This is a genomic window from Nonomuraea salmonea (genome assembly GCF_042428605.1).
In the GTDB taxonomy this organism is placed as follows: domain Bacteria; phylum Actinomycetota; class Actinomycetes; order Streptosporangiales; family Streptosporangiaceae; genus Nonomuraea; species Nonomuraea salmonea.
On sequence record NZ_JBHMCF010000056.1, the window covers coordinates 1 to 22837 of the forward strand.

Genomic DNA, 22837 nt, shown 5'->3' on the forward strand with positions numbered 1-22837 from the left:
CGACCGGCTGTGAAGCAGGAAGCCTCACGGGCGACCGTGGGAATCCCCCTCGTTCACGAGGGGGAGGAGGTCAATGCAGGCTCACCTTGCCGCTCGCGGGGCGGGAGCTGACCAGGTCGTACAGCGCCGCCGCCACCTTGGCCGGGTCGGCGGCGCCCGCGGCCTCGTGGGCGCCGACGGCGTCGGCCAGCATGCGGGTGTTCATCTCGCCGGGATCGACCCACCAGACGCGCAGGCCGGGCTCCTCGGCGGCCAGCACGTTGGACAGCTGCTCCAGCGCGGCCTTGGTGGCGCCGTAGCCGCCCCAGCCCTCGTACGCGCCGGTGGCGGCGTCGGAGGTGACGTTCACGATCGAGCCGCCGGACGCCCGCAGCGCCGGCAGCGTGGCCTGGATGAGCGCGAGCGGCGCGGTGACGTTCGTCTCCAGCAGCCCTCTGAACGCCTCCAGCGGGTGGTCCGCGAGGTGCGGCAGCGGCGTCACGCCGAGGTCGCTCGCGTTGTTGACCAGCAGGTCCAGCGAGGGCGCCGCGGCGGCCAGACGGGCCACGTGCGCGGGGTCGGTCACGTCGCCGGCGATCGCGGTCGCGCCCAGCTCGGCGGCGGCCCTGTCGAGGTCCTCGGCGCCGCGCGCGGTGAGGACGAGGCGCCAGCCCGCCGCGCCGAGCGCCCTGGCCAGGGCCAGGCCGAGACCTCGTGAAGCTCCGGTGATGAGTGCGGTGTTCGTCATGACACCGACGCTAGGAACGGACGGCCGCGCGGACATCGGGCCGAGGACCGGCCGGTGCCTGGGCACTTCGTCCTAGGACCATAGAGTGGGTCGCGTGCCCTCCGACGTGCCTTCCGATCGAGACGAGATCATGCAGGCGGTGAGCTCGGCCGTGCTCGCGGTCACCCGCCACCTGTCGGTGCGCGAGGTGCTGCAGGTCATCGTACGCTCGGCGCAGCGCCTGCTCGACGCCCGCTACGCCGCGCTCGGCGTGCCCGACGACGACGGCTCGTTCGCCGAGTTCGTCGCCGAGGGCCTGACCGACAAGCAGTGGGACGCGATCGGCCCGCTGCCCCGCCAGCACGGCATGCTCGGCGCGATGCTGCGCGACGGCACCCCGGTCAGGCTGCCCGACCTGCGCAAGGACGAGCGGTTCGAGTGGTGGCCGAAGGCCCACCCGGTGATGAAGGACTTCCTCGGGGTGCCGATCCGCGACGGCGACCGGGTGCTCGGCATCATCTTCCTGGCCAACAAGCGGCGCGGCGGCGGGTTCACCGACGCCGACCAGGAGTTGCTCACGCTGTTCGCCGCGCACGCGGCCATCGCGCTGACCAACGCCAGGCTCTATGAGCACAGCCGCGAGCTGGCCATGCTGGAGGAGCGCAACCGCATGGCGAGGGAGCTGCACGACGCGGTCAGCCAGAAGCTGTTCTCGCTGCGGCTGTCCGCGCAGGCCGCCGGCGCCCTGCTGGACAAGGACACCGGCAAGGCCGCCGCCGAGCTCGACCGGGTGCAGCGGCTGGCCGGCGAGGCGATCTCCGAGCTGCGCGCGGTCATCGTGGAGCTGCGGCCGGCCGAGCTCGACCGCCACGGGCTGACGGAGACGCTGCGCAAGCACGTACGCCTGCTCGACCGGCTGCACCCGCCCCTGGTGGCGTTCGAGTGCGGCGAGCTGCCGGCGCTGGCGCCCGAGACCGAGGTGGCGGTGCTGCGGGTGGCCCAGGAGGCGCTGCACAACGCGCTGCGGCACTCGGGGGCGGCGAACGTGCGGGTGCGGCTGGCGGACGAGGACGGCCGGCTGGTGCTGAGCGTGCACGACGACGGCAAGGGCTTCGACCCGGCGGACCCGCGGCGGGGGCTCGGGCTGGTGTCGATGCGCGACAGGGCCGAATCCGTCGGAGGCGTGATGACAGTGGTGTCGGCCCCCGGTGCGGGGACGACCGTCCGCATGGAGGTGAGCGCGTGATCCGGGTGCTGATCGCCGACGACCATCCGGTGGTGCGGCAGGGGCTGCGCACGTTCCTCGACCTCCAGGACGACATCACGGTCGTCGGCGAGACGGGCGACGGCGCGCAGGCCGTCGAGCTGGTCGGCGAGCTCTCGCCCGACGTGCTGCTGCTCGACCTGAAGATGCCGGTGCTCGACGGGCTCGGCGCGCTCGAACGGCTCACCGGCACGCCCACCCGCGTGGTCGTGCTGACCTCGGTGAGCGACCCGGCCGACGTCGGGCCCGCGATGCGGGCGGGCGCGGCCGGCTTCCTCTACAAGGACGTCGATCCGCAGGCGCTGGTCCAGGCCGTTCGCGCGGTGCACGGCGGTCAGGTGCTGCTCGCGCCGGAGGCGGCAGGGGCGATGCTGGCCATGCCGGGCAACGGACAGGCGCCGGGTCCCGTGCCGCTGACCGAGCGCGAGCGTGAGGTGCTGGCGCTCATCGCCGCGGGCCGGTCCAACAGGGAGATCGCGCGCAGCCTGGCCGTGGCGGAGAAGACGGTGAAGACCCACGTCTCGAACGTGCTGATGAAGCTGGGCGTCCAGGACCGCACCCAGGCGGCGCTCTACGCCGTGCGCCATGGGCTGGGCTGAGCTACTGGTGGCGTACGGGTTCGAAGATCGCGTGGTGGGCGGCGACCAGCGCGCGGCGCACGGCGCGGTCGAGCTCGCGCAGCGCGTTCTCGCGTACGGCGACCTGCCCGGTGGTGAGCCCGCGCGAGTCGGCCAGGCGCAGCACGGCGGCCAGCCGCGTGGCGAGGGTGGAGACCCGGTGGGCCCGCCCCGGGTAGCCGGGCGCCAGCTCGCCGCCGCGCACGGGACGGCCCGGCCGGTCGCCCACGGGGCCGTCGACCGAGGTGAGCGCTTCGGTGGCGGCGCGCATCGCGTCGGACAGGTCACGCTCCGCCTCGGCCAGCGAGGGCAGGTCATGGCGTACGGGGCCGGCGTCGTGCACGTCGAACCGCACGCCGACGTACGACGACCCGCGCCGGTCGAGCGAGGGCACCAGGCCGAGGTTGCGGTCGGCGAGCACCGCGATGACGGCCTGACCGGCGTCGACCGCCGCCGAGTTGAACGCGGGAGGACCCGACAGGCCGAGCGGGTCGCCCGGCGCGGGCAGCGCGAGCCGCAACTCGCGCAGGCCGTCGGAGCGCAGGTTCGCGAGATGCCTTCGCAGCGGCAGCTCGCCCACGACGGCGGGCCCGCCTGCGGCTTCTACGTGGTCAGCCGCCTCGTCGAGGCCCACGTGACCGGACAGCCACGCGTTGCCCCAGGCGACCAGGGATGGGCAGACAGTCGATTCAGGGAGCACCGGTCCACGATAAGCGCTCGCCCTGCAATAGGTTTGTCCCGAGGGTGACTCCTAAGGAGGTATCGGGGATGGGTGGTCAGGTGCTGCGGCTCCAGGACGTCGCCGTCAGGCGCGACGGAGCGGCCCTGCTGCGCGGCATCGACTGGACGGTCAACGAGGACGAGCGGTGGGTCGTCATCGGGCCCAACGGCGCGGGCAAGACGACCTTGCTGCAGGTCGCCGCCACGCTGCTCTATCCGAGTGAGGGCCTGGTCGAGGTGCTGGGCGAGCGGCTGGGGCAGGCCGACGTGTTCGATCTGCGGCCGCGCATCGGCCTGGCGAGCGCCGCGCTGGCCGAGCGCATCCCGCCGGAGGAGAAGGTCATCGACCTCGTGCTGACGGCCTCCTACGCGATCATGGGCCGCTGGACGGAGGAGTACGACTCCAACGACGTGACCAGGGCCGTCGAGCTGATCGACATGATGGGCGCGGCCCACCTGATCAGGCGCAGGTTCGGCACGCTGTCCGAGGGCGAGCGCAAGCGCGTGCAGATCGCCCGCGCGCTCATGCCCGACCCCGAGATGCTGCTGCTCGACGAGCCGGCCGCGGGCCTCGACCTGGGCGGCAGGGAAGACCTCGTGCGCCGGCTCTCGCTGCTCGCCGGCGACTACCGCGCGCCGACGCTGGTGCTGGTGACGCACCACGTGGAGGAGGTGCCCGCCGGCTTCACCCACGGGCTGCTGCTGCGGCACGGCTCGGTGGTGGCGCAGGGGCCGCTCGAGCACGTGATGACGGCCGAGAACCTGTCGGAGACGTTCGGGGTGCCGCTGTCGCTTGAGCGCAGCGCGGAGGGCCGCTGGTACGCCAGAGCCCACTGATCACCGTTTCGTTCGGTAAGGGACGGGCCAAGCGAAGGGCGAATAGGATCTACGGAGTCGGTTCCCTCGGCTTCGGAGCGTCGCCATGTCCGTCGAGCAGCTCGTCGTCGCCATCGTCGTGGTCGCGGCGGTCGGCTTCGGAGTGGCCCGTACGATCCGCATCATCCCGCAGGCCACGGCCGCCATCATCGAGCGGCTCGGCCGCTATCACCGCACGCTCTCGCCGGGGCTCAACCTGGTGGTGCCGTTCATCGACCGGGTTAAGGACATGATCGACCTGCGCGAGCAGGTGGTCTCGTTCCCGCCGCAGCCGGTGATCACCTCCGACAACCTCGTGGTGTCCATCGACACCGTCATCTACTTCCAGGTCACCAATCCCAAGGCGGCCACGTACGAGATCGCGAACTTCCTCATCGGCGTCGAGCAGCTCACGGTCACCACGCTGCGCAACGTCGTCGGCGGCATGGACCTCGAGCGCACGCTGACCTCGCGCGAGGACATCAACACCGCGCTGCGCGGCGTGCTGGACGACGCGACCGGCAAGTGGGGCATCCGGGTCAACCGGGTCGAGCTCAAGGCCATCGACCCGCCCGTCTCCATCCAGGACTCGATGGAGAAGCAGATGCGCGCCGACCGCGACAAGCGGGCCGCCGTGCTGACCGCCGAGGGGCAGCGCCAGGCGGCGATCCTGGCCGCCGAGGGCGAGAAGCAGGCGGCGGTGCTGCGGGCGCGCGGCGAGGCGGAGGCGGCGGTGCTGCGCGCGCAGGCCGAGGCGGAGGCGCAGGCGATGCGGGCCAAGGGGCAGGCCGACGCGATCGGCATGGTGTTCAGGGCCATCCATGAGGGCAACCCGAGCCAGCAGCTGCTCGCCTACCAATATCTGCAGACCCTCCCCGAGATCGCCAAAGGCGACGCCAATAAAATCTGGATCGTCCCATCCGAAATGGGAAAGGTCCTGGAAAGCCTGGGCGGCCTCTTCACCACACCCCCCAAGGGCCCGGACGCCCGGTGAGCGTTCTGACCGGGAGCAAGTGACGGCGGTCTCGGGAGGAACGCGTGACGGGGTGGGAGCTGGCCGTCGTCTGCGGCGTCGGCGTGATCGCCGGTGCCATCAACGCCGTGGTGGGGTCGGGCTCGCTGATCACGTTCCCGACGCTGGTGGCGCTCGGCGTCGATCCCGTCGTGGCGAACGTCTCCAACACCGTCGGCCTGGTGCCCGGCTCCTTCACCGCCGCGTACGGCTACCGCGCGGAGCTGCGCGGCCAGCGTGACCGCCTGCTGCGGCTGGGCATGGCCTCGGCGCTGGGCGCGCTGATCGGCGGGATCCTGCTGCTGTTCCTCGATCCGGCGGTCTTCGAGGTCGTGGTGGTGGCGCTGATCGCGCTGGCCTGCGTGCTGGTCATGGTGCAGCCGCGGCTCAACATATGGATGGCCGCCCGCCGCGACCGGCCGCATCCGCACGGCGGCCCCATGCTGTGGCTGGGCGTGCTGGGCGCGGGCATCTACGGCGGCTACTTCGGCGCGGCGCAGGGCGTGCTGCTGATCGGGCTGCTCGGCATCTTCCTCGACGATGGCCTGCAGCGCGTCAACGCGGCAAAGAACGTGCTCGCGCTGCTGGTCAACGGGGTGGCCGCGGTGCTGTTCCTGTTCGTGGCCGACATCGACTGGCAGGCGGCGGCCGGGGTGGCGCTGGGCGCGATCGTGGGTGGCTTCGCAGGCGCCCGGCTGGGCCGGCGCATCCCGGCGCCGATCCTGCGGGGGGTCATCGTCTGCGTCGGCATTGTCGCGATTATCGTACTGGTGTACGGATAAGTCGTGATGGGTATGACCTGGTCATGAAAGGTGACCGGGTGGAGATCGTCATCGACGCAGGTGGGTCATCACCGCGCATCTACGAGATCACGGCCACCCGCGCCGGCCGGCGGGTCGAGGTGGCCACCCGGCGCGGGTTCGTCGAGGTGAGCGAGGTCACCAGGAGCGGCACGCCGGTGCGTACCGCGAGGTTCATGTCCAGCCGCATCCTCGCGCTGGTCGAGCACCCCGCCGACGCGGCCTAACGGAAGTCCGCCGCGTGGTCCTCGGCCCACTGCCTGAACGTCAGGGCAGGGCGGCCGAGCAGCCGCTGCACGGTGTCGACGGCCCGCTCGGGCGCGGCCACGAAGGAGCCCCAGGCCGTCAGCGCCTGCTCCACGAACGCCGGCTCGCCCCAGGCGGCCAGCAGCTGCTCGCGGGCCTCCTCGATCGGCTGCTCCGCCCAGCGCACCTCGCGGCCGACCACCTCGCCGATCGTGCGGACCTGCTCGATCTGGGTCAGCTCGGCGGGCCCGGTCAGGTGGTACGCGGCGCCGTTGTGCCCCGCCGAGGTGAGTGCGTGCACGGCCACGGCCGCGATGTCCTTCTCGTGGATGAGCGCCCTGGACGCCTGCCCGTACGGCCAGCGCACCACGCCCTGCCTGATCTGCTCCGCCCAGCCCAGGGTGTTGACCGCGAAGCCGCCGGGCCGCAGGAACGTCCAGTTGAGCGGCGTGCGCCGGATCAGCCGCTCGATCGCGGCGTAGTGCGTGTCATCGGCGCCCGGCACGTTCGCCGACAGGTAGACCACCCGCCGCGCGTGCCGGGCGACGGCCTCCACCACCTCCTCCGCGTTGCCCACGGAGAAGCCGGGCCAGAGCAGGAAGACGCTCTCCACGTCCTTCAGCGCGGGCTCCAGGCTCTCAGGGGCCGTCAGGTCTCCCTGAACGGCCTCGACGCCCGCCGGCGCCCGCTCGGGCCGCCTCGCGAACGCGCGTACGTCCAGCCCCGCCTCGGCGAGCCGGGACACCACATGACTGCCGACATTGCCGGTCGCACCGGTCACCAGGATCTTTCCCATGCCTGCGACCGTAGGACCTCAAGCAAACTTCAGGTCAACCCAGGACGCACCTGGACGGTGCCGTCCCTCCTGATCCGCGTCTCGAACACCGGCGCGGGCGCCGTCGCGGGCCCGTGCTTGACCGAGCCGTCCGACAGCCGGAACGTGCTGCTGTGCCACGGGCACACCACGCACGCCTCGCCGTCCTGCATGACCAGGCGGCCCTGGTGCAGCGGGCCCGCCAGGTGCGGGCAGCGGTCGCCGAGCACGGTGACGCCCTCGCCCTGGCGAAGCACGAAGAGCTGGATGTAGCCGAGCCGCCGCGCGACAGGCCGGCCCTCCGGCAGGTCCTTGATCGGGCACAGGTCGTGCCAGCCCAGCGGCACCAGGTGCGTCACCTGCGGCGCGTGGTTGGCGCCGGCCGCCTGCCGGTGCGCGAGATGCCCGCCGAGGTACGCCCCGAGCCCGCCGACGGCGAGCCCCGCGTACGACAGCAGCCGTCCTGGCCGCTCGCGCCCGCGCAGCCGGGCCAGCAGGGACGCGCTGAACAGGCCGAGCGCGGCCGTGTTGGCCACCATGTGGACGAACCCCACCCGCTGCTGCTCCCGATGCAGCATCGACCAGTCGGTCACCCCTGACGCCGCCGTGGGCAGCGCGTTGATGATGCCGGTGGTCAGCAGCAGGCGGGAGGCCCTGGGGTCGGCGTCCGCGAGGTCCAGCACGGCGGTGGAGAGCCAGCAGCCGAGGCTCACCGTGGCCAGCGACGGGTGCACGGGCTCGCCCAGCGGCACGCCGTGCAGCATGTCGCGCAGCCTGCCCTGGCGCAGCCGCCGGCGGACGACCTTGGCGAGCGCCCTGATCGGCCGGTCCATGCCTTTCGATTTCTCGAGCCGATCGGCTAGCGCAACCGGCCCGGCGAACCCCCGCAACTGCCGACGCTTCGCGCGTACTGTCTCTTTCACGACAAGTCCCCTACCCCGGCCATGTGGGGATCACTCGGACAGGTGTCCCCTGGCCACGGAGAGTTCGACCAGCTCCAGGGCGTACGCGCCGAGCGAGGGCGAGCCCTCCTCGATGATCCGCACCTTCTCCCTGACCTGTCCCGCCGTCACTTTGAACAGCGGCCAGGTGCCGCCCTCGGTGTGGTGATTAGCCAGGATCGGGGCGAACCGGTCGAGCGCCTTGGCGAAGCGCGCCTCCGGCGTCTTGCGCTCCTCGAACTCGTCCCACAACTCCCGCAGCCACGCCCCCTGCTCGGCGGGCAGCAGGCCGAAGATGCGGTCGGCGGCGGCCCGCTCGACCTCCGCCTGCGCGGCCACCTCCACCGGGTCGTAGATGAACGTGTCGCCCGCGTCGATCTCCACCAGGTCGTGCACCAGCAGCATGGCGACGACCCGTTGCAGGTCCGTACCGGGTGGGGCGTGCTCGCCGAGGACCATCGCCAGCGTGCCCACGTACCAGGAGTGCTCGGCGGTGTTCTCCCGTCGCGAGCCGTCGATGAGATGGTTGCGGCGGATGATCCGCTTCAACTTGTCGATCTCGATGGCGAAGGCGATCTGGGCGTTCAGGCGGTCCTCTTCTGGCACGATAGTCACGCGCGACACCCTAATGTGCGGTGATCACCCCGGTTGGTGAAATCGTGACCGGAACTCCGTTGAACACTGCGTTACCACTTGGTGCATCGATCGCCGTTTCGTCCGTGAGCGCGTTGGCGCTGACGCCCGCGTGCCCGGCCGCCACGCGCTGCGCGCTCCCCGCGTGTCCCCAGCCGTGCGGCAGGCTGACCACGCCCGGCATGATCGTGTCGGTCGGCTCCAGCGCCACCGTGACCGCGCCCTTCGCCGAACGCACCACCGCCTCGCCGGCCAGCCCGAGCCGGGCCACGTCCTCGGGGTGGATCTGCAGCGTGCACGTGTTGCTGCCGCCCACCAGCGGCTCGACGTTGTGCATCCAGCTGTTGTTGGAGCGCAGGTGGCGCCGGCCAATGAGGACGATCTCCGCCGGCTCGTCCGCGAGCCTGGCGCGCAGCCGCTCGACGTCCTCGACCAGCCGCGGGGGAGCCAGCTCGACCAGCCCGGACGCCGTCCGGAGCACCTCCTCCAGCCGGGGCTGCAGCGGCCCCAGGTCCAGGCCGTGCGGGTTGTCCCGCAGCGTGCGCAGCGACAGGTCGCCCTTTCCCGACCACTCGCCGTACGGGCCGAGCCGCAGCATCATGTCGAGCCGCCGCTCCGCGCCCGTGTCGCCGTCCAGCAGCGCGCGCAGCTCCGCCACGTCCCGCCCCTCGACGCCGGAGCCGGGCGTCTCCGCCGCCTTGCGCAGCGTCTCGTCGATGACGTACGCGTCCAGGTCCCCTTCGAGCCCCGAGGCGATGCCCGCCAGCCTGGCCAGGATCTCCGCCTCCGACGGCCGCCCGTCCAGCGGCAGCAGCGGCGGCGAGTACCGCGCGTAGTTGCGCACCGCGAAGCCGGTCAGCGCGAAGTCGTAGTGTCCCGCCTGCAGGATGCGCGGCGGCGGCAGGATGACGTTCGCGTGCCTGGTGGTCTCGTTCAGGTACGGATCCACGCTCACCATGAAGTCGAGCCGCTCGAACGCCCTGTCCAGCCGGGCCCCGTTGGGCGCCGACAGCACGGGGTTGCCGGCGATGGTCAGCAGGAACCTGACCTGCCCCTCGCCCGGCGTCTCGATCTCGTCGGCCAGCGTGGCGACCGGCAGCTCGCCGTTCGCCTCCGGCAGCCCGCGCACCCGGCTGCGCCAGCGCCCCACCTGGTACGGCCGGCGCCGCCCCGGCGACTCCGTCGCGGCCTTGGGGAACATCACGCCGCCCGGCCTGTCGAGGTTGCCGGTCAGCACGTTGAGCACGTCGACCAGCCACTGGGCCAGCGTGCCGAACTCGGCCGTGCAGGTGCCGATCCTGGCGTACACGGCCGCCCGCGGCGCCGCCGCCAGCTCCCTGGCCAGCCGGGTCACCACCTCGGCGGGCACGCCCGTCCTGCGCGCGACCGCGTCGGGCGGGAAGTGCTTGGCCGCCTCGCGCACCTCGGCCAGCCCGTTCACCTCGTGCCGCAGACTGACCAGGTCCTCGGCGAACAACGTGTGCACGATGCCGAACAGCAGGTACGCGTCCGTGCCCGGCCTGACGAACACGTGCTCGTCGGCCAGCGCCGCGGTCCGCGTACGGCGGGGGTCCACCACGACCAGCCGGCCGCCGCGCCGCCGCAGGGCCTTGAGCCGGCCAGGGAAGTCGGGCGCGGTGCACAGCGAGCCGTTGGACTCCAGCGGGTTGGCGCCCAGCATCAGCAGGTAGCCGGTCCTGTCCAGGTCGGGCACCGGGATCGTCATCGGATGGCCGAACATCAGCCCGGCCGCCACGTGCTTCGGCATCTGGTCGGCGGTGCTGGCGGAGAAGACGTTGCGGGTGCCGAGCGACTTGATGAGCGGGGTGGCGTACAGGGCGCCCGCCATGGTGTGGGCGCTGGGGTTGCCCAGGTAGACGGCCACCTCGCGGCGGTCCGCCACGCGCTCCAGGCCCGCCCGTACGGCGGCGAACGCCTCCTCCCAGCTCGCCTCGCGCCACCGGTCGCCCTCCCTGATGAGCGGCGCGCTCAGCCGGTCGGGGTCCTCGTCGAGCCGGCCGAGGCTGGCGCCCTTCGGGCAGATGAACCCCTTGCTGAACGGGTCGTCCTTGTCGCCGCGCACGCCGGTCACGTGCCCGGTCGCGTCGAGGGTGAGCGTCAGGCCGCAGACGGCTTCGCAGAGGGGGCAGGTCCGGTGCACGGTCGACGTCATCGTCACTCCTGAGTTCGCCAGATGAACTCATCTTCGCGCGGACCGCGCGCATGGGGAAGCCCCCGCGTCCTCCGGCGGCGATCGTCGTCGGGCCCGCACAGGCCGGCCCCCGCCCGTTCGACGGCGGGGGCCGGTGACGATGGTCTCTCAGTCGGCGCAGATGGCGAAGACGCTGATACCGACGTCGTTGTAGCCGATTTGGCGGCCGAGGCCGATCCAGCCGCGTCCGTCGCTGGTGGGGAACGACCCCACCAGGATGGCGGCGTTGCCGCGAGCTTCGGCTCCGCCGCCGAGGACGCGCTTGGAGCCCGGGCAGTACAGCGTACGGCGCTGGAAGTTGGGGACGTTCGCGTTGGGCAGAGTGACGAGTTGGTAGCCGGGGGGCAGCGCGGCGTGGCGGGTTGCCGCCGCGACGGGGGCGGGTGCTTGAAGGGTTACGACGGTGGCCGTCACGCAGGCTGCCGTGGTGAGAGCGGCGATGGAAAGGAGCAGGGACTTCTTGAACCGCATGGTCTCTCCTTGTCCTGTTCCCCTGACAGGCACGATGTCCGGGCGACACGCGCCGGCCGGCGTATGCGTGTTCCGAGGACATGTGACAGGGGAGAAGAGGGCTGACACGAGGAGTATCTGCTCCGTCGCACTCCGTGTCCATATGAGACCTGTGTTCGAGTAGTCACGGATCACCGGCTCCGTTCCGCTGATCCCGGTGACGGGCCTATCGCCGCCGGTCGCATCGCCTTGTCCCAGGTGATGGGGAAGCCCCGGAGCCCCCGCGGTCTCCGGGGCTTCGCCCCCCAGGGAATGTCCCGGTTCCCTAGGTCTTCATGCCGCCCTCGGCAGCACCACCTCGGTGCGCAGATCAGGCGGCTCCTCGAGGTCGGGCCGCAGGGCGACCCAGGAGCGGCGGCCGTACAGGCGGTCCAGGCCGGGGGAGGCCGCGCCGGGCGTCACGTCCCTGCGCACGATCTCCACGATGAGGAACTGGCTGCGGGTGCGGTGCCGGTAGACGTTCACGCCCCGGGCCCAGCAGGCCGCGGCGATCTCCTCGGCGTACGCCTCGAACTCCTCGGCGCTGATGCCCGCCCTGACCATGATCAGGGCCTTCTCGCCGGCCGCCGTCGGCGTGATCCACAGCACCAGCGGGATCCGTCCCGCCCGGGTGTGCATGGTCGTCTCCATGCACACCCGGTGCAGGCGGTGGCGGGAGAACACGCACCAGAAGTGCGCGGCGACCCAGCTGCGGCCCCGCCTGGTGGCGGCCGGCACCGACACGGCGCTGGTCAGCAGGACGACCGGCACCCACTGGCCGTCTCTGGTCGCGCCCAGGAGCGCGAGCACGAACAGCGTCGTGGCGGCGAGCAGCAGCAGCTCGGCCCTGGCCCGCCACAGTCTGACCAGCGGGCCGCCCCCGCGGGCGGCCGGGAGGTCCTCGTAGGCGGGGTAGATCTGGTTACGCGGGTTCCTCGCCATCAGGACACCTCCTCGGTCACCTTGCGTGGGAGGCGGAGCTGGTCGAAGCGCGGGTCGCGGTAGCGACGGGAGCCGAAGCCCGTCCTGGTGACCGTCCAGCCCATCCGGAACGCGAACTCGTCGGGCTCTACGCAGATCTCGTAATCCGCCGAGGCGACGAGGTCCTGAATCCAGGACTTGATTCGGCTGAGTCCCTTGGTACCTTGTGAGTACATAGAAGACCCCTTTCGCGGCATTTTAGAGGTGGCTTCTTGGCCGGTCCGACGGCTGATGACCGGTTTCGCCGCAGGGTGGCAGCCCTTAATGCGGCGTACTGGTGGTCAGCCTCGGCCCGGCTTTTTTCGTGCTCGAACGAGCGAATGCGCGCTACGCGCTTCAGGCGATGACGAAGTCCTTCCGGCAAGTGGCCTCCCTGGGGAAGATGTTCGTTTCCGGGACGGCGACGTTGCCGGGGATGCGCCCGCCGTGCGAGCGCGTGATCATGAGCGAGAGTCCCGATGCGTACGGCCGTGTCGTCATGTCCGGCCTCCTCACCTCTCGAGAACCCTCCTGGTTCTGATCGTCCCCCTCGCTCGGCGATGCTGCAATACCAGGAGCAAGGGAACATTTAATTTTCTTCGCCGGTTGCCCTGCAACTTGCACAGAAACTGTCGTCGTCGGGGTGCGAGGAGGAAGATCTATGCCCGGCTCCGGCGCACTTGCGAAGGTTGTCCTTGCCCCTACGCTCTCCCCGTGAAAGCCTTCTGGCGAGGCTGTGCGGCACTACACATGCAACTTGCAGTGTAAGATTGGGCGAACGGCCCAAAAAGCCGGGCTCCAAACGGTCCCTTCCGGCTACACCTTCATTCCCGAGAAGGAGTGTGGACGGTGCCATCGCAGCAGGGCAGTCCAACAGTACGGCGACTCCGGTTGGGCCAGGAGCTCCGCCTCCTTCGCGAGCGCCGCAAGCTCACCGGCGCCAGGGCGGCCAGAGACCTCGGCTGGAGCGCCAGCAAGGTCAGCCGCATCGAAGCCGCCAAGACCATGCCCAGCACCGACGACATCAAGGCCCTGGCCAAGCTGTACCGGCTCGAGGGTGACAAAGTTGATGAACTCTTCGGCCTGTTGCGTGATGCGGAGCAGCGAGGGTGGTGGGAAGATTACGAAGACGCCCTCCCTGAGGAGTACACGACATTCCTTGGGCTGGAGGCGGAGGCGACATTCCAGCGCGACTGGGAACCCCAGGTCGTGCCTGGCCTGCTACAGACCGAGGACTACGCCAGAGAAGTGATCCTGGCGACCCGGGGCATCGCCCGCATCACGCACAGCGGTGTCAGGAGCCGGGTCGAGGCCCGGCTCGACAGGCAGGAACGCGTGCTGCACAGGCCCGATCCCTGCGTGCTCACCGTGGTGCTCGACGAGTCGGCCCTGACGCGCCGCTTCGGTGAGCCCTCGGTCATGCGTGAGCAGATGGAGCATCTCCTGGAGATGTCCGTCCTGCCGCACGTGAGCGTCCATGTCCTGCCACTGGATGCACTTCATCCGGTTAACACGGGTGCGTTTATTCACCTGAAGTTTTCCGCTTTCGACGATGTTGTGTATCTGGAACAGTTGTATACTGCTCATTTCGTCGATGACCTCGAACGGGTAGCTGGATACGAAATGGCCTTCGACCACATCAAGTCGGAGGCCTTGGATGAGGACGAGTCGCGTGTTCTCATCCAGCGTAAAGCCATGCTCTGGCGTCGATAGCGACGACGGAAAAGCCTCAGAAAGGGGCAACGGTGCCCCTTTACGCATTTGGGGAGAAAATGTACAACCACCTAAAGACGGCAGCCTGGCGGAAGAGCACCTTCTGCAACGGCGCGGCGACGTGCGTCGAGGTTGCCCCTCTGGCCGACGGGAACGTCGCGCTGCGGGACAGCAAGGAGCAGGACGGTCCCGTCCTGGTCTTCACGCCGGAGGAGTGGGCCGCCTTCACCGCCGGGGTGCGCAGCGGCGAGTTCGACCTTGCCACGCCCGTAGGCAGGGGATAAGCGAACGGCCCTGGCACCCATCGGAGACGCAGGGCCGTTCGTGTGGAGGCATGGCAGTGCCTCCCGGCTTTCCGGCTCTCCCCACAGGTCGAGCAGAGAAGACGTGCTCATCATGGCACACCAGCCGCCAACTTGATCAACCTCCGGCGCGCCGTTTCCTGAACCGGCCCAGCCAGGAGATTCCCGCCACGGCGACCGCCGCCGCAGCAGCCACGAGCAGCGCGGCAGGCCGACCGGATCGGGCGGCGGGAACCACGGCATCGGAGGGCGGCGCGGGCCGTTCCTCCAGGCTCCGGCGGTAGGCCAGATCGAGCGCCGCCACGAACCGCACGGCCCGCCGGCTCTTCGCCACCGCCCGGCGGTGCTCACGAGTGCGCACCCAGAACCGCCGGCCGGTCTCCGTACTGAAGATGTCGGCCTGCGCGTATTTCACGAGGACCGGCTCCGGCATGTCGCCGACGTTGAAAAGCATCTCCCAGTAGGAGAGCACCAGATTGAGATAAAGGTGCGTCGCCGGATCGAGCCCGCTGTCCACCCTGCCCAAAGCATTGTGCAGCGCAGGATTTTCGATCTGCAGCTGCATGAGCTGGAAATGATGCGATCGAGAGGCGTCCTCACGCGCGAATCGCATTTCCCTGGCCTGCAGGAAAAGAGAGACCCCGATGGCCACGAGCGCGAAGGCGGACAACACCGCCGACGCGGCGCCGTACGTCTCGCCGACCGCGCTCAATTCCTGCCAGCGCGGGCTCGCGGGCACCAGGAGGTCCAGCAGGAGCGGTGAGAACAGCGTCGCGGCGGCGCACACCGCCGCGATCGTCAGGAGGAGGGGCATCAGCAGGCTCGGCGTGCGCCGGTTGCGGGGGGTCATGTGCCTCACCGTGCCATGCGAGCGGCCCGCGTCCGTGGAAGGACGCGGGTTCACCCGTCATGAGGGGATCGGCTTGGGGCGGCGTACGAGGAAGAGGGAGCTGAGGCCGGCCAGGACGGCGAGGGCGGCCATGGCGGCGGCCGTGGTCATGGAGGCCGTGGAAGAGGATGCGGTGTCCAGGGAGATGAACAGGGTGCCGATGGCGGCGACTCCGATGACCTGGCCGATCTGCATCACCGTCAGGAGGGCGCCGCTGGCGTCCGCCGCGTAGGCGCCGTCCACCTTTTCTGTGGCCATGTTCGTCACCGCGACCTGTACGCCGAGTCCCGCGCCGACGAGGGCGCCCATCAGGGCGTACAGGAAGCCGCCTCCCGCGGCGAGGCCGAGGCCGATGTACGCGGGGGCGGCCAGGACGTAGCCGAACGGGACCAGCGGGCGCTGCAGGCGCAGCGGCAGGCGAGGCCAGGCGAGGCCGACCAGGCCGAAGGCCAGCGCGCACGGCACCAGCATCATGCCGGAGGCGAGCGGCGTCATGTGCAGGTCGCCTTGCAGGTGCAGGGCGGAGGTGAACAGGAACGCGCCCCAGGTGGCGGGGCCGAACAGCAGGACGGCGAGACCGGGACGCATGCCCGGTGCGCGCAGCACCCTGGCGTCCACCAGCGGGCGCCCGCCGCGACCTGTCACCCAGCGCTCGACGCGGACGAACACCGCGAACATCACCACGCTCAGCCCCATCGAGATCCAGCCCCACAACGGCCAGCCCAGGTCGCGGCCGAGCACCAGCGGCACCACGAACAGCAGCACGGCCGCCGACAACGTCACCAGGCCCAAGGGGTCGAGCCCGCCACGGCCGCCGCCGTGGTCGGCGGGCAGCAGGCGGGCGCCGGCGACCAGCAGCAGCAACGCGATCGGCACCACCGCCAGGAACACGACCCGCCAGCCCAGGCCGAGGCCCAGCAGGATGCCGCCGAGCGCCTGACCGGCCACGATGCCGCCGCTGATCATCAGGGACCACAGGCCGATGGCCCGGCCACGGGCAGCGCCCTGGAAGTTGCGCTGGATCAAGGTCAGCACCTGCGGCATCATCATCGCGGCCCCGGCGCCTTGCAGCAGCCGGGCCGCCACCAGCCAGCCCGTCGTGGGCGCGAGGCCGGCGGCGAGCGTGGTCACGGTGAAGGCCGCCAATCCGCCCAGAAACGCTCGGCGGTAGCCGAACAGGTCGCCGATCCTGGCTCCGGTGATCAACAGGACGGCATAGACAATGGTGTAACCAGCAATGATCATCTGCAGCCCGGCGCCCGACGAGTGCAGGTCGGACTCGATGGTCGGGGTGGCCACGTTGACGATGTTGACGTTCAGGATGGCCAGGAACTGCCCCACGAGGATCGTCGCCAGGAGCAGCCCGCCGGCCTTGGGGCTCTCCTGTGAGGTGGTGCCCACAGGGGAGGGAACAGCGGTGGTTTGGGACATGATGAGAAGTCTGCCGCTTTCCCAGTACCAGTAACGAGAGCCCCTTTATCCTGGTATCAGGAGTAACTGGCTGAGCATCACTTTTGTCACGCATAGTGGATGCATGCAGGTGGTTGAGGCAAGACGTACGGATCTGTCAGCGTTCCTGCGCTCCCGGCGTGCGCGCATCACGCCCGAGATGGTCGATCTCCCGCCGGGACCCCGCAGGCGCACCCCCGGGCTGCGACGAGAAGAGGTCGCCCAGCTCGCCGGGGTCGGCGTCACCTGGTACACGTGGCTTGAGCAGGGGCGGCCGATCAACGCCAGCCCGCAGGTGCTCGACGCCATCGCCCGCACGCTGCGCATGGACGGCGCCGAGCGGCAGCACCTCTACCGGCTGGCCGGCCACGTGGCCGATCCGGTGCCGGCCGCGTCCGGGCAGGTGACGCCCGAGATGCAGATCATCCTCGACCGGCTCGGCGAGCTGCCCGCCGTCATCTCCAACGGCCGGTGCGACGCGCTGGCCTGGAACGACGCGTACGCGCGGCTCTTCCCCGAACTGGTCGCCGCGCCCGAGGGGGAGCGCAACCACCTCTGGCAGCTCTGCGTCGGGCCGCAGCCCTCGATGCTGCTGGTCGACCGCGACCAGGAGGTGGCGCGGCTGGTGGCCGTCTTCCGCGGCGCCTACAGCCGGCACTCCGACGACCCGTGCTGGCAGGACTTCCTGCGCCGGCTCAGCGAGGAGAGCCCCGAGTTCGCGCGGCTGTGGGCCCGGCAGGACGTGGCGGAGCCGGGGTCGCGGGTGAAGGCGTACAAGCACCCGGAGTACGGGCTGCTGCGCTTCAGCTCGACCGGTTTCACCGCGATGCCGGAGATCCGGATGGTCGTCTCCACGCCGATGGACGACCCGACTCGTACGGCAATGTCCAAGCTCATGGGGTCTGCCCGGTAAACCGCCCTACATGGCATGCTCGATGGCTGAAAGTCAGGTTTCGAGCGGAAGTGGCGGCATATGAGACTCCCCCATGCCCTCCCGGTTCTCGCTGCGCTCGTATCGGTGGCCGCCTGTTCGGCCCTCCCCGGGCAGGAGCCGGAGCGGCAGCCGCAGCGCAAGGAAGTCCAGCGGCAGGCCGCCGAGGAGCCGACGAGCGAGCCCACCAAGAAGCCGAAGCCGAAGCGCCGGCCGTTCACCATCGCGTTCGGCGGCGACGTGCACTTCGAGGGGATCCTGCGCCCGCGCCTCGCCAACCCGCGCACCGCGCTCGGCCCGATCGCGAGCGTGCTGCGCAAGGCCGACCTCGCGATGGTGAACCTGGAGACCGCCATCACGACGGGCGGGACGCCGGCGCCCGGCAAGCAGTACACGTTCAGGGCGCCGTCCAGCGCGCTCACCGCGCTCAAGGCGGCCGGGGTGGACGTCGCGTCCATGGCCAACAACCACGGCATGGACTACATGGAGAGCGGGCTCGCCGACTCGCTCAAGGCGGTCAAGCGCGCCAAGTTCCCCGTGGTGGGGATCGGGGCGGACGCGGCGCAGGCGTACCGGCCGTACCGCAGGACGGTGAACGGCAACCGCGTCGCGATCATCGGCGCCACGCAGGTGATGGACGCGGAGTTCATCCAGGCGTGGACGGCAACGTCCGGCAAGGGCGGCCTGGCCTCGGCCAAGAACGAGACCGCGCTGCTCAAGGCCGTCCGGCAGGCGCGCAAGAACTCCGACACCGTGATCGTCCACCTGCACTGGGGCACCGAGCTGCAGAAGTGCCCGAACGAGGCGCAGCGCTCGCTCGCGCCGAAGCTGGTCAAGGCAGGCGCCGACGTGGTGGTCGGCGGCCACGCGCACATCCTGCTCGGCTCAGGCTACCTGGACGACGCCTATGTCAACTACGGCATGGGCAACTTCGTCTTCTACAACTCCGACCCGGCCACCACCGGCAGGACCGGGGTGCTGACGCTGACCATCAACGGCCGGCGGATCATCAAGGACACCTGGACGCCGGCCACCATCCAGGGGGGAGTTCCGGTGCCGATGACGGGCTCCGCCAGGACCCGCGCGGTGGCCGACTGGAAGGCGCTGCGCTCCTGCACGGGCCTGACCGCCCGGCCCGACCAGGAGTAGCCTGACGCCGCCCGGCGATCTATTGTTCTGGACAGATCGTCCAATAGGAGGCCGGCATGGGTCGGGTGCGGTCAGGTTTCGGTGGACGGCTGGTCGTGGTGACCGGCGCGGGTGCGGGGATCGGGCGGGCGACCGCGCGGGCGTTCGCGGCGCACGGGGGACGGGTCATCTGCGCGGATATCGACATCGGCGCGGCGAAGCAGACGGCCGACGCTATTGCGAAGGATATTCACGGTACGGCTTACGCCATGCGGGTGGACGTGGCGAATAGCGATCAGGTGGAAGACTTCGCGCGAAATATCATCGCCCAATATGCAGTACCGGACATTGTGGTGAACAATGCCGGGATCGCGGTCGTCGGGCCGTTCCTGGATCACACCGTCGCCGACTGGCGCAGGACCCTCGACGTCAATCTGTGGGGCGTCGTGCACGGCTGCCGCCTCTTCGGGGCCGCCATGGCCGATCGCGGTACGGGCGGGCACATCGTGAACGTGGCGTCGCTTGCGGCGTTCGTGCCGACGCGGCTGCTGCCTGCGTACACGGTGTCCAAGGCGGCGGTGAAGGCGCTCAGCGACTGCCTCAGAGCCGAGCTGGCCGGTCGGGGCATCGGGGTCAGCGTGGTCTGCCCCGGGTTCGTCTCGACGGGGATCGCGGGGCACGCCACGTACACCGATGAGGGGCTGCGCGGTGCTGCCGTACGGGCGCTGGCGCGGCGTGGGTACCCGCCCGAGCGGGTGGCGGCGTACATATTGCGGGCCGTCCATCGAAATCAAGCAGTCGTTCCCGTGAACATGGAGGGAAAAATCGGGTATGCCCTCTCGCGGATTTCGCCTCGCGCCCTGCGCGGGTTCGCCCGCTTGAGCGCTCCTTCGAGGATTCCGGAATTCGGCAGGTAACGATCGCCTCAACGGGAGAAGATGAATCCGTGTCTTCGCCGCAGCAAATGGACGACGTGTGCGTCCAGCCGAAAGCTCTCAGGCGGCAGCCCTCGCAGCGCCGCAGCGCCCGACGTGTCGAGCGGATGCTCGACGCGTGTGCCGAACTGCTCGACGAGCTCGGCTACGAAACCCTGTCGACCACCCGCATCGCCGAACGCGCCGGGGTGGCGATCGGATCGGTCTACCAGTTCTTCCCCGACAAGCGCGCCATCACCCAGGAGCTCACCCGGCGCAACGTCGAGGAGTTCGTCCGCCGAGTCGATCGCAGGTTCCTCGAAGAGGACTACCGCGGTTGGTGGGAGGCCGTCGACGCGATCATCGACATCTACGTCGACATGCACAGGACCGTGGCCGGCTTCAAGAGCCTCCACTTCGGCGACGCCGTCGATCTCAACCTGCTCGACTCCGACTCCGACAACAACGCGGTGATCGCCGGGCGGTTGCGCGGGTTGTTCCTCAAGGAGTTCGGGCTGGCCGACAGCCCGTCGCTCGACCTCGCCGTGCTCGTCGCGGTCGAGGCCGGTGACGCGGTGCTGAAGCTCGCCTTCCGCCGCGACCCCCAGGGCTCACCCGAGATCATCGACGCCGCCAAGCACCTCATCAGAGGATTCCTGTCCCGGCAGCTGAGATCCTGGTCGCCCCCGGTGGCGGCCGGTCAATAGCGGATCATCCCCGGGCGGGCAGGCAGGTCGGGCAGCCGGCGCTCGGCCTCCTCCTGCTCGCCCAGCGCCGTCGCGGGCACGTCCTGGAGGCGGGGCGGGGCCGGCGTGCTCTCGCACGCGCCCGGCAGGGCGGCAGGACGGGCCTCTCTGGCCTCGCGGATCTGCAGCCGGGTCTCCAGGGCCCGCAGGTTGCGTTCGGCCGCCTCGATGGACTCCAGACGGGCCGACAGATAGCCGGCCACACCTGGCCCGAGGGCCGACAACACCACGGCACAGGCCAGCGTGAAGGTCATCTGCTTGGACATGCCCATCACGGTCCCTCCGCTCGCGTGGCGGCTGAGTGCCTCCTATATGCCCTGTGACCTGGGCAGATACGCATTGCGTACACGGGATTGGACGAGACGTTACCGAATTTGCACGTGACCGGCGATGCGGATTGACCGGGCAAACAGCCGGGTGGCTCGGTAGTCTCGCGGTGTGGCGCATGTGACCCGTGAGCACCTTGATCGTCTGCTCGAGCAGGCCCTGCTGGCCGACGACCACGATTCGCTGGCCAGTCGGCTCTACGACGTCGCGCTCGACTATTCGTCCGGCGACGTCTCCAGGGCATCCATCCTGGTCCTCGCCGCCGAGGAATGGCGAGCGGCCGGACAGCCCGCCCGTGCGATGGAGTGTTTCCAGCGCGCGGTCGAGGACGGCGGAGACGCGGGCTTCGACGCGCGTGCCGGCATCGCCGACACGCTCTTCGAGCTCGACCGGCCAGACGAGGCCAGGGAGGTCATCGAGACGATACGCGCGGAAGGCAACGTCTCCACGGCGACCGCTCACACGATCGCCGAGACGCTCGTGGCCTACGGCGACCTGCAAGGGGGGCTCGAATGGGCCACCCAGGCCGCCCTCGGCTGCGATGAGAACGATCCGGAGCAGGTGGCGGTGCTGCGCACGCGCTACCGCATCAGGGTCGATCTCGGGCTGCCGGAAGACGAGCTCGACGAGCTCGTCTCCTGACGACCGCGCGTCCAGAGGAGCCCGCCGCACCGGCAGGGCTCCCTGACCCGTGCCCGCATCCGCCCGACTGACGCGCTCCCACATCTTCGCGCCCCTTCGCGCCTTCGCCCCTTCGCGTCTTCGCGTCTTCGCCCCTTCGCGTCTTCGCGTCTTCGCCCCTTCGCGTCTCCGCGCTTTCCCGTCTTCGCGTCTCCGCGCTTCCCCGTCTTCGCGTCTTCGCGCTTCCCCGTCTTCGCGTGGGTCGGGTGGGCCCCATGGGTCAGGTGGGTCGCGTGGCGCGCTGTGGTGTGCGGCTTGTGTGGTGGTGAGGGGCGGCCGGAGGGCCGGGTGGTCCCGGTCCCTCCGGCCTGGAGGCCGGGCGCGGCAGGCACGACCCACGCCCGGACAAGTGGCCCGGCGCTCTCCGCGGCCCCCGGCTTCGGCTCAGCCGCGCCGCCGCGTCGGCGACGCGGCTGAAGGCGCTGAGGGCGCAAGGCGCCGGTCAGCTCAGGATGCCGGTCAGCCCCAGGGTGCCGGTCAGCCCCAGGGTGCCGGTCAGCCCAGGGGAAGAGGGAGGCCCTGGGTGAGGCCGGACAGGCTGCTGAAGCCGCTGACGATGGAGCCGCCGCCGGGCGCGAACTTCGTGCCCTGCAGAGCCTCGAACGCCTTCGGCAGCACCTCGCTGATGACCTGCGAGCCGACCTGGCGTACCGGCTCCTGGAGCTTCATCGGCGAGTCGAGGCCGGTGCCGGCGATGGTGCCCTGCGGGGGCGCGTTGCGCGCCTTCTTGTTCACGGGCGGCTTGCCCGCCAGCGGCACCTTGGGCAGCTCGGGCAGCGCCGGCACGCCGCGCATGGTGGTGACGTCCTTCATCGTGAGCGGCTCCGGCACCAGGGGAAGCAGCGCGGGCGAGCCCACCAGGGGCGGCATGCCCCACGTCGCCGCCACCCCGCCGAGGTCGCTCATGCCGAGTGCCTGCTTGCCGGTCGCCAGGCCGGTCAGGCCGAGCCGCCTGGCCGTGTCGCCGGCCGCCATGGCCAGCTTGGCCGTCTCCGACGCCACCACTCGGGTGGCGCCGATGCCGGGGTCGTCGAGCTGGATGCCCGTGTGGCCGCCGCATTGGGCCAGGGCGGGCGTCAGGAGCGCCCCTTCTGTGCGGGCGCACGTCCGGGCCGTCGCGGGAACCGCGCACAGCCAGCTGACGCCCACGGCCACCGCGGCCACCGCGATCGTGCTCCGGATCTTCTGGAATGACACCGCACGTCCCCCTCATCGATGTCGGTGCACTGACGAACGCACAACGTAGTCAGCGATCATGAGCGGGGGAGGCGGCTTGTCCGAAGAGTGGGGCGAACCTTACCGAACGCCGGGCCCGATGACCCTGGCATGACACGCCGAAGCCCGGAGATCTCGTGAGATCTCCGGGCTCGAACCTCTGCAGCCCGTCGTGCGCGGCGCCCAGCCGACTTGCCCAGCCGGCCTGCTCGGCCTACGGGAGCGGGTCCAAACGGCCCCCCTGCGGTCCCCGAGCGGTCCCCGAGCGGTCCC

Annotated in this window: 27 protein-coding genes; 13 read left to right on the forward strand and 14 right to left on the reverse strand. The window is 70.5% G+C overall.

Translation table 11 applies throughout. From position 1 onward, the window contains the following. Window positions 1-70 precede the first annotated feature (70 nt). Window positions 71-727 carry an SDR family oxidoreductase gene (locus ACFFR3_RS45155; RefSeq protein ID WP_345394183.1) on the reverse strand — a complete coding sequence of 219 codons (657 nt, stop codon included), beginning with the start codon at window positions 725-727 and terminating at the stop codon, window positions 71-73. A 94-nt stretch (window positions 728-821) separates the two neighbouring features. Between ACFFR3_RS45155 and ACFFR3_RS45160 the strand changes: the two genes are divergently transcribed. Then, window positions 822-1952 (forward strand): GAF domain-containing sensor histidine kinase, encoded by a 1131-nt coding sequence (locus ACFFR3_RS45160; RefSeq protein WP_379485164.1) that lies wholly within the window; start codon window positions 822-824, stop codon window positions 1950-1952. Further along, a complete protein-coding gene (locus ACFFR3_RS45165) occupies window positions 1949-2569 on the forward strand; it encodes a response regulator (protein WP_345394189.1) in 621 nt (206 codons plus the stop codon). Before ACFFR3_RS45160 ends, ACFFR3_RS45165 begins: the two co-directional genes overlap by 4 nt. A 1-nt stretch (window position 2570) precedes the next feature. On the opposite strand, the gene ACFFR3_RS45170 is transcribed toward ACFFR3_RS45165, so the two are convergent. Then, the gene (locus ACFFR3_RS45170; RefSeq protein ID WP_345394192.1) at window positions 2571-3287 is read right to left on the reverse strand and encodes an Rv1486c family protein; all 717 of its coding nucleotides are present in this window, start codon (window positions 3285-3287) and stop codon (window positions 2571-2573) included. A 68-nt stretch (window positions 3288-3355) separates the two neighbouring features. On the opposite strand from ACFFR3_RS45170, the gene ACFFR3_RS45175 reads away from it, so the two are divergent. From ACFFR3_RS45175 to ACFFR3_RS45190, 4 genes are all read left to right on the forward strand, one after another. Further along, window positions 3356-4144 (forward strand): ABC transporter ATP-binding protein, encoded by a 789-nt coding sequence (locus ACFFR3_RS45175; protein WP_345394195.1) that lies wholly within the window; start codon window positions 3356-3358, stop codon window positions 4142-4144. 85 nt (window positions 4145-4229) lie between these two features. Continuing rightward, the gene (locus tag ACFFR3_RS45180; RefSeq protein WP_345394198.1) at window positions 4230-5156 is read left to right on the forward strand and encodes an SPFH domain-containing protein; all 927 of its coding nucleotides are present in this window, start codon (window positions 4230-4232) and stop codon (window positions 5154-5156) included. Window positions 5157-5200: 44 nt separating this feature from the next. Next, on the forward strand, window positions 5201-5956 hold the full coding sequence (locus ACFFR3_RS45185) for a sulfite exporter TauE/SafE family protein (protein ID WP_345394201.1): 756 nt from the start codon (window positions 5201-5203) through the stop codon (window positions 5954-5956). Window positions 5957-5979: 23 nt separating this feature from the next. Continuing rightward, window positions 5980-6201 carry a DUF8836 family protein gene (locus tag ACFFR3_RS45190; RefSeq protein WP_345394204.1) on the forward strand — a complete coding sequence of 74 codons (222 nt, stop codon included), beginning with the start codon at window positions 5980-5982 and terminating at the stop codon, window positions 6199-6201. Here ACFFR3_RS45190 and ACFFR3_RS45195 read toward each other — a convergent pair. The 8 genes from ACFFR3_RS45195 to ACFFR3_RS45230 all read right to left on the reverse strand — a co-directional run bounded on the left by ACFFR3_RS45195 (window position 6198) and on the right by ACFFR3_RS45230 (window position 12770). After that, on the reverse strand, window positions 6198-7016 hold the full coding sequence (locus ACFFR3_RS45195) for an NAD(P)H-binding protein (protein WP_345394207.1): 819 nt from the start codon (window positions 7014-7016) through the stop codon (window positions 6198-6200). The two genes, ACFFR3_RS45190 and ACFFR3_RS45195, sit on opposite strands and share 4 nt — an antisense overlap. A 29-nt stretch (window positions 7017-7045) precedes the next feature. After that, window positions 7046-7867, reverse strand: coding sequence for a Rieske 2Fe-2S domain-containing protein (locus ACFFR3_RS45200; RefSeq protein ID WP_345394210.1), 822 nt, complete (start codon window positions 7865-7867; stop codon window positions 7046-7048). A gap of 120 nt (window positions 7868-7987) precedes the next feature. Beyond that, window positions 7988-8599, reverse strand: coding sequence for an HD domain-containing protein (locus tag ACFFR3_RS45205; RefSeq protein ID WP_364368050.1), 612 nt, complete (start codon window positions 8597-8599; stop codon window positions 7988-7990). A 1-nt stretch (window position 8600) separates the two neighbouring features. Next, the gene (locus ACFFR3_RS45210; RefSeq protein ID WP_345394212.1) at window positions 8601-10781 is read right to left on the reverse strand and encodes a molybdopterin-dependent oxidoreductase; all 2181 of its coding nucleotides are present in this window, start codon (window positions 10779-10781) and stop codon (window positions 8601-8603) included. A 147-nt stretch (window positions 10782-10928) separates the two neighbouring features. Then, window positions 10929-11291, reverse strand: a complete 363-nt coding sequence (locus tag ACFFR3_RS45215) for a hypothetical protein (RefSeq protein WP_379485165.1) — start codon at window positions 11289-11291, stop codon at window positions 10929-10931. Window positions 11292-11603: 312 nt separating this feature from the next. Continuing rightward, the gene (locus ACFFR3_RS45220; RefSeq protein ID WP_379485166.1) at window positions 11604-12251 is read right to left on the reverse strand and encodes a hypothetical protein; all 648 of its coding nucleotides are present in this window, start codon (window positions 12249-12251) and stop codon (window positions 11604-11606) included. Further along, a complete protein-coding gene (locus ACFFR3_RS45225; RefSeq protein WP_345394216.1) occupies window positions 12251-12466 on the reverse strand; it encodes a hypothetical protein in 216 nt (71 codons plus the stop codon). Before ACFFR3_RS45225 ends, ACFFR3_RS45220 begins: the two co-directional genes overlap by 1 nt. Window positions 12467-12626: 160 nt before the next feature. Beyond that, complete coding sequence (locus tag ACFFR3_RS45230) at window positions 12627-12770, reverse strand: hypothetical protein (protein WP_345394219.1); 144 nt, start codon at window positions 12768-12770, stop codon at window positions 12627-12629. A gap of 348 nt (window positions 12771-13118) precedes the next feature. On the opposite strand from ACFFR3_RS45230, the gene ACFFR3_RS45235 reads away from it, so the two are divergent. Together ACFFR3_RS45235 and ACFFR3_RS45240 are read left to right on the forward strand one after the other, a co-directional pair. Further along, window positions 13119-13982, forward strand: coding sequence for a helix-turn-helix domain-containing protein (locus tag ACFFR3_RS45235; RefSeq protein WP_364383833.1), 864 nt, complete (start codon window positions 13119-13121; stop codon window positions 13980-13982). Window positions 13983-14041: 59 nt separating this feature from the next. Next, window positions 14042-14266: a DUF397 domain-containing protein gene (locus tag ACFFR3_RS45240; RefSeq protein WP_345394225.1), complete on the forward strand. Its 225-nt coding sequence runs from the start codon at window positions 14042-14044 to the stop codon at window positions 14264-14266. Between the two features lie 136 nt (window positions 14267-14402). On the opposite strand, the gene ACFFR3_RS45245 is transcribed toward ACFFR3_RS45240, so the two are convergent. Together ACFFR3_RS45245 and ACFFR3_RS45250 are read right to left on the reverse strand one after the other, a co-directional pair. Beyond that, window positions 14403-15134, reverse strand: a complete 732-nt coding sequence (locus ACFFR3_RS45245; protein ID WP_364383835.1) for a DUF6082 family protein — start codon at window positions 15132-15134, stop codon at window positions 14403-14405. Window positions 15135-15191: 57 nt separating this feature from the next. Continuing rightward, window positions 15192-16604, reverse strand: coding sequence for an MFS transporter (locus ACFFR3_RS45250; protein ID WP_364383838.1), 1413 nt, complete (start codon window positions 16602-16604; stop codon window positions 15192-15194). 103 nt (window positions 16605-16707) lie between these two features. On the opposite strand from ACFFR3_RS45250, the gene ACFFR3_RS45255 reads away from it, so the two are divergent. From ACFFR3_RS45255 to ACFFR3_RS45270, 4 genes are all read left to right on the forward strand, one after another. Further along, window positions 16708-17535, forward strand: a complete 828-nt coding sequence (locus tag ACFFR3_RS45255; RefSeq protein WP_345394234.1) for a helix-turn-helix transcriptional regulator — start codon at window positions 16708-16710, stop codon at window positions 17533-17535. A gap of 60 nt (window positions 17536-17595) precedes the next feature. Beyond that, window positions 17596-18702 carry a CapA family protein gene (locus ACFFR3_RS45260; RefSeq protein ID WP_379485167.1) on the forward strand — a complete coding sequence of 369 codons (1107 nt, stop codon included), beginning with the start codon at window positions 17596-17598 and terminating at the stop codon, window positions 18700-18702. A gap of 56 nt (window positions 18703-18758) precedes the next feature. Beyond that, complete coding sequence (locus ACFFR3_RS45265; protein WP_379485168.1) at window positions 18759-19598, forward strand: SDR family NAD(P)-dependent oxidoreductase; 840 nt, start codon at window positions 18759-18761, stop codon at window positions 19596-19598. Between the two features lie 125 nt (window positions 19599-19723). Then, window positions 19724-20302, forward strand: a complete 579-nt coding sequence (locus ACFFR3_RS45270; protein WP_355415448.1) for a TetR/AcrR family transcriptional regulator — start codon at window positions 19724-19726, stop codon at window positions 20300-20302. Here ACFFR3_RS45270 and ACFFR3_RS45275 read toward each other — a convergent pair. After that, window positions 20296-20607: a hypothetical protein gene (locus tag ACFFR3_RS45275; protein ID WP_345409990.1), complete on the reverse strand. Its 312-nt coding sequence runs from the start codon at window positions 20605-20607 to the stop codon at window positions 20296-20298. The two genes, ACFFR3_RS45270 and ACFFR3_RS45275, sit on opposite strands and share 7 nt — an antisense overlap. Window positions 20608-20779: 172 nt before the next feature. Here ACFFR3_RS45275 and ACFFR3_RS45280 point away from each other — a divergent pair, with 172 nt between their 5' ends. After that, window positions 20780-21310: a tetratricopeptide repeat protein gene (locus ACFFR3_RS45280; protein WP_355415452.1), complete on the forward strand. Its 531-nt coding sequence runs from the start codon at window positions 20780-20782 to the stop codon at window positions 21308-21310. 534 nt (window positions 21311-21844) lie between these two features. Here ACFFR3_RS45280 and ACFFR3_RS45285 read toward each other — a convergent pair. Beyond that, window positions 21845-22546 (reverse strand): hypothetical protein, encoded by a 702-nt coding sequence (locus tag ACFFR3_RS45285; protein WP_345394247.1) that lies wholly within the window; start codon window positions 22544-22546, stop codon window positions 21845-21847. Window positions 22547-22837 lie beyond the last annotated feature (291 nt).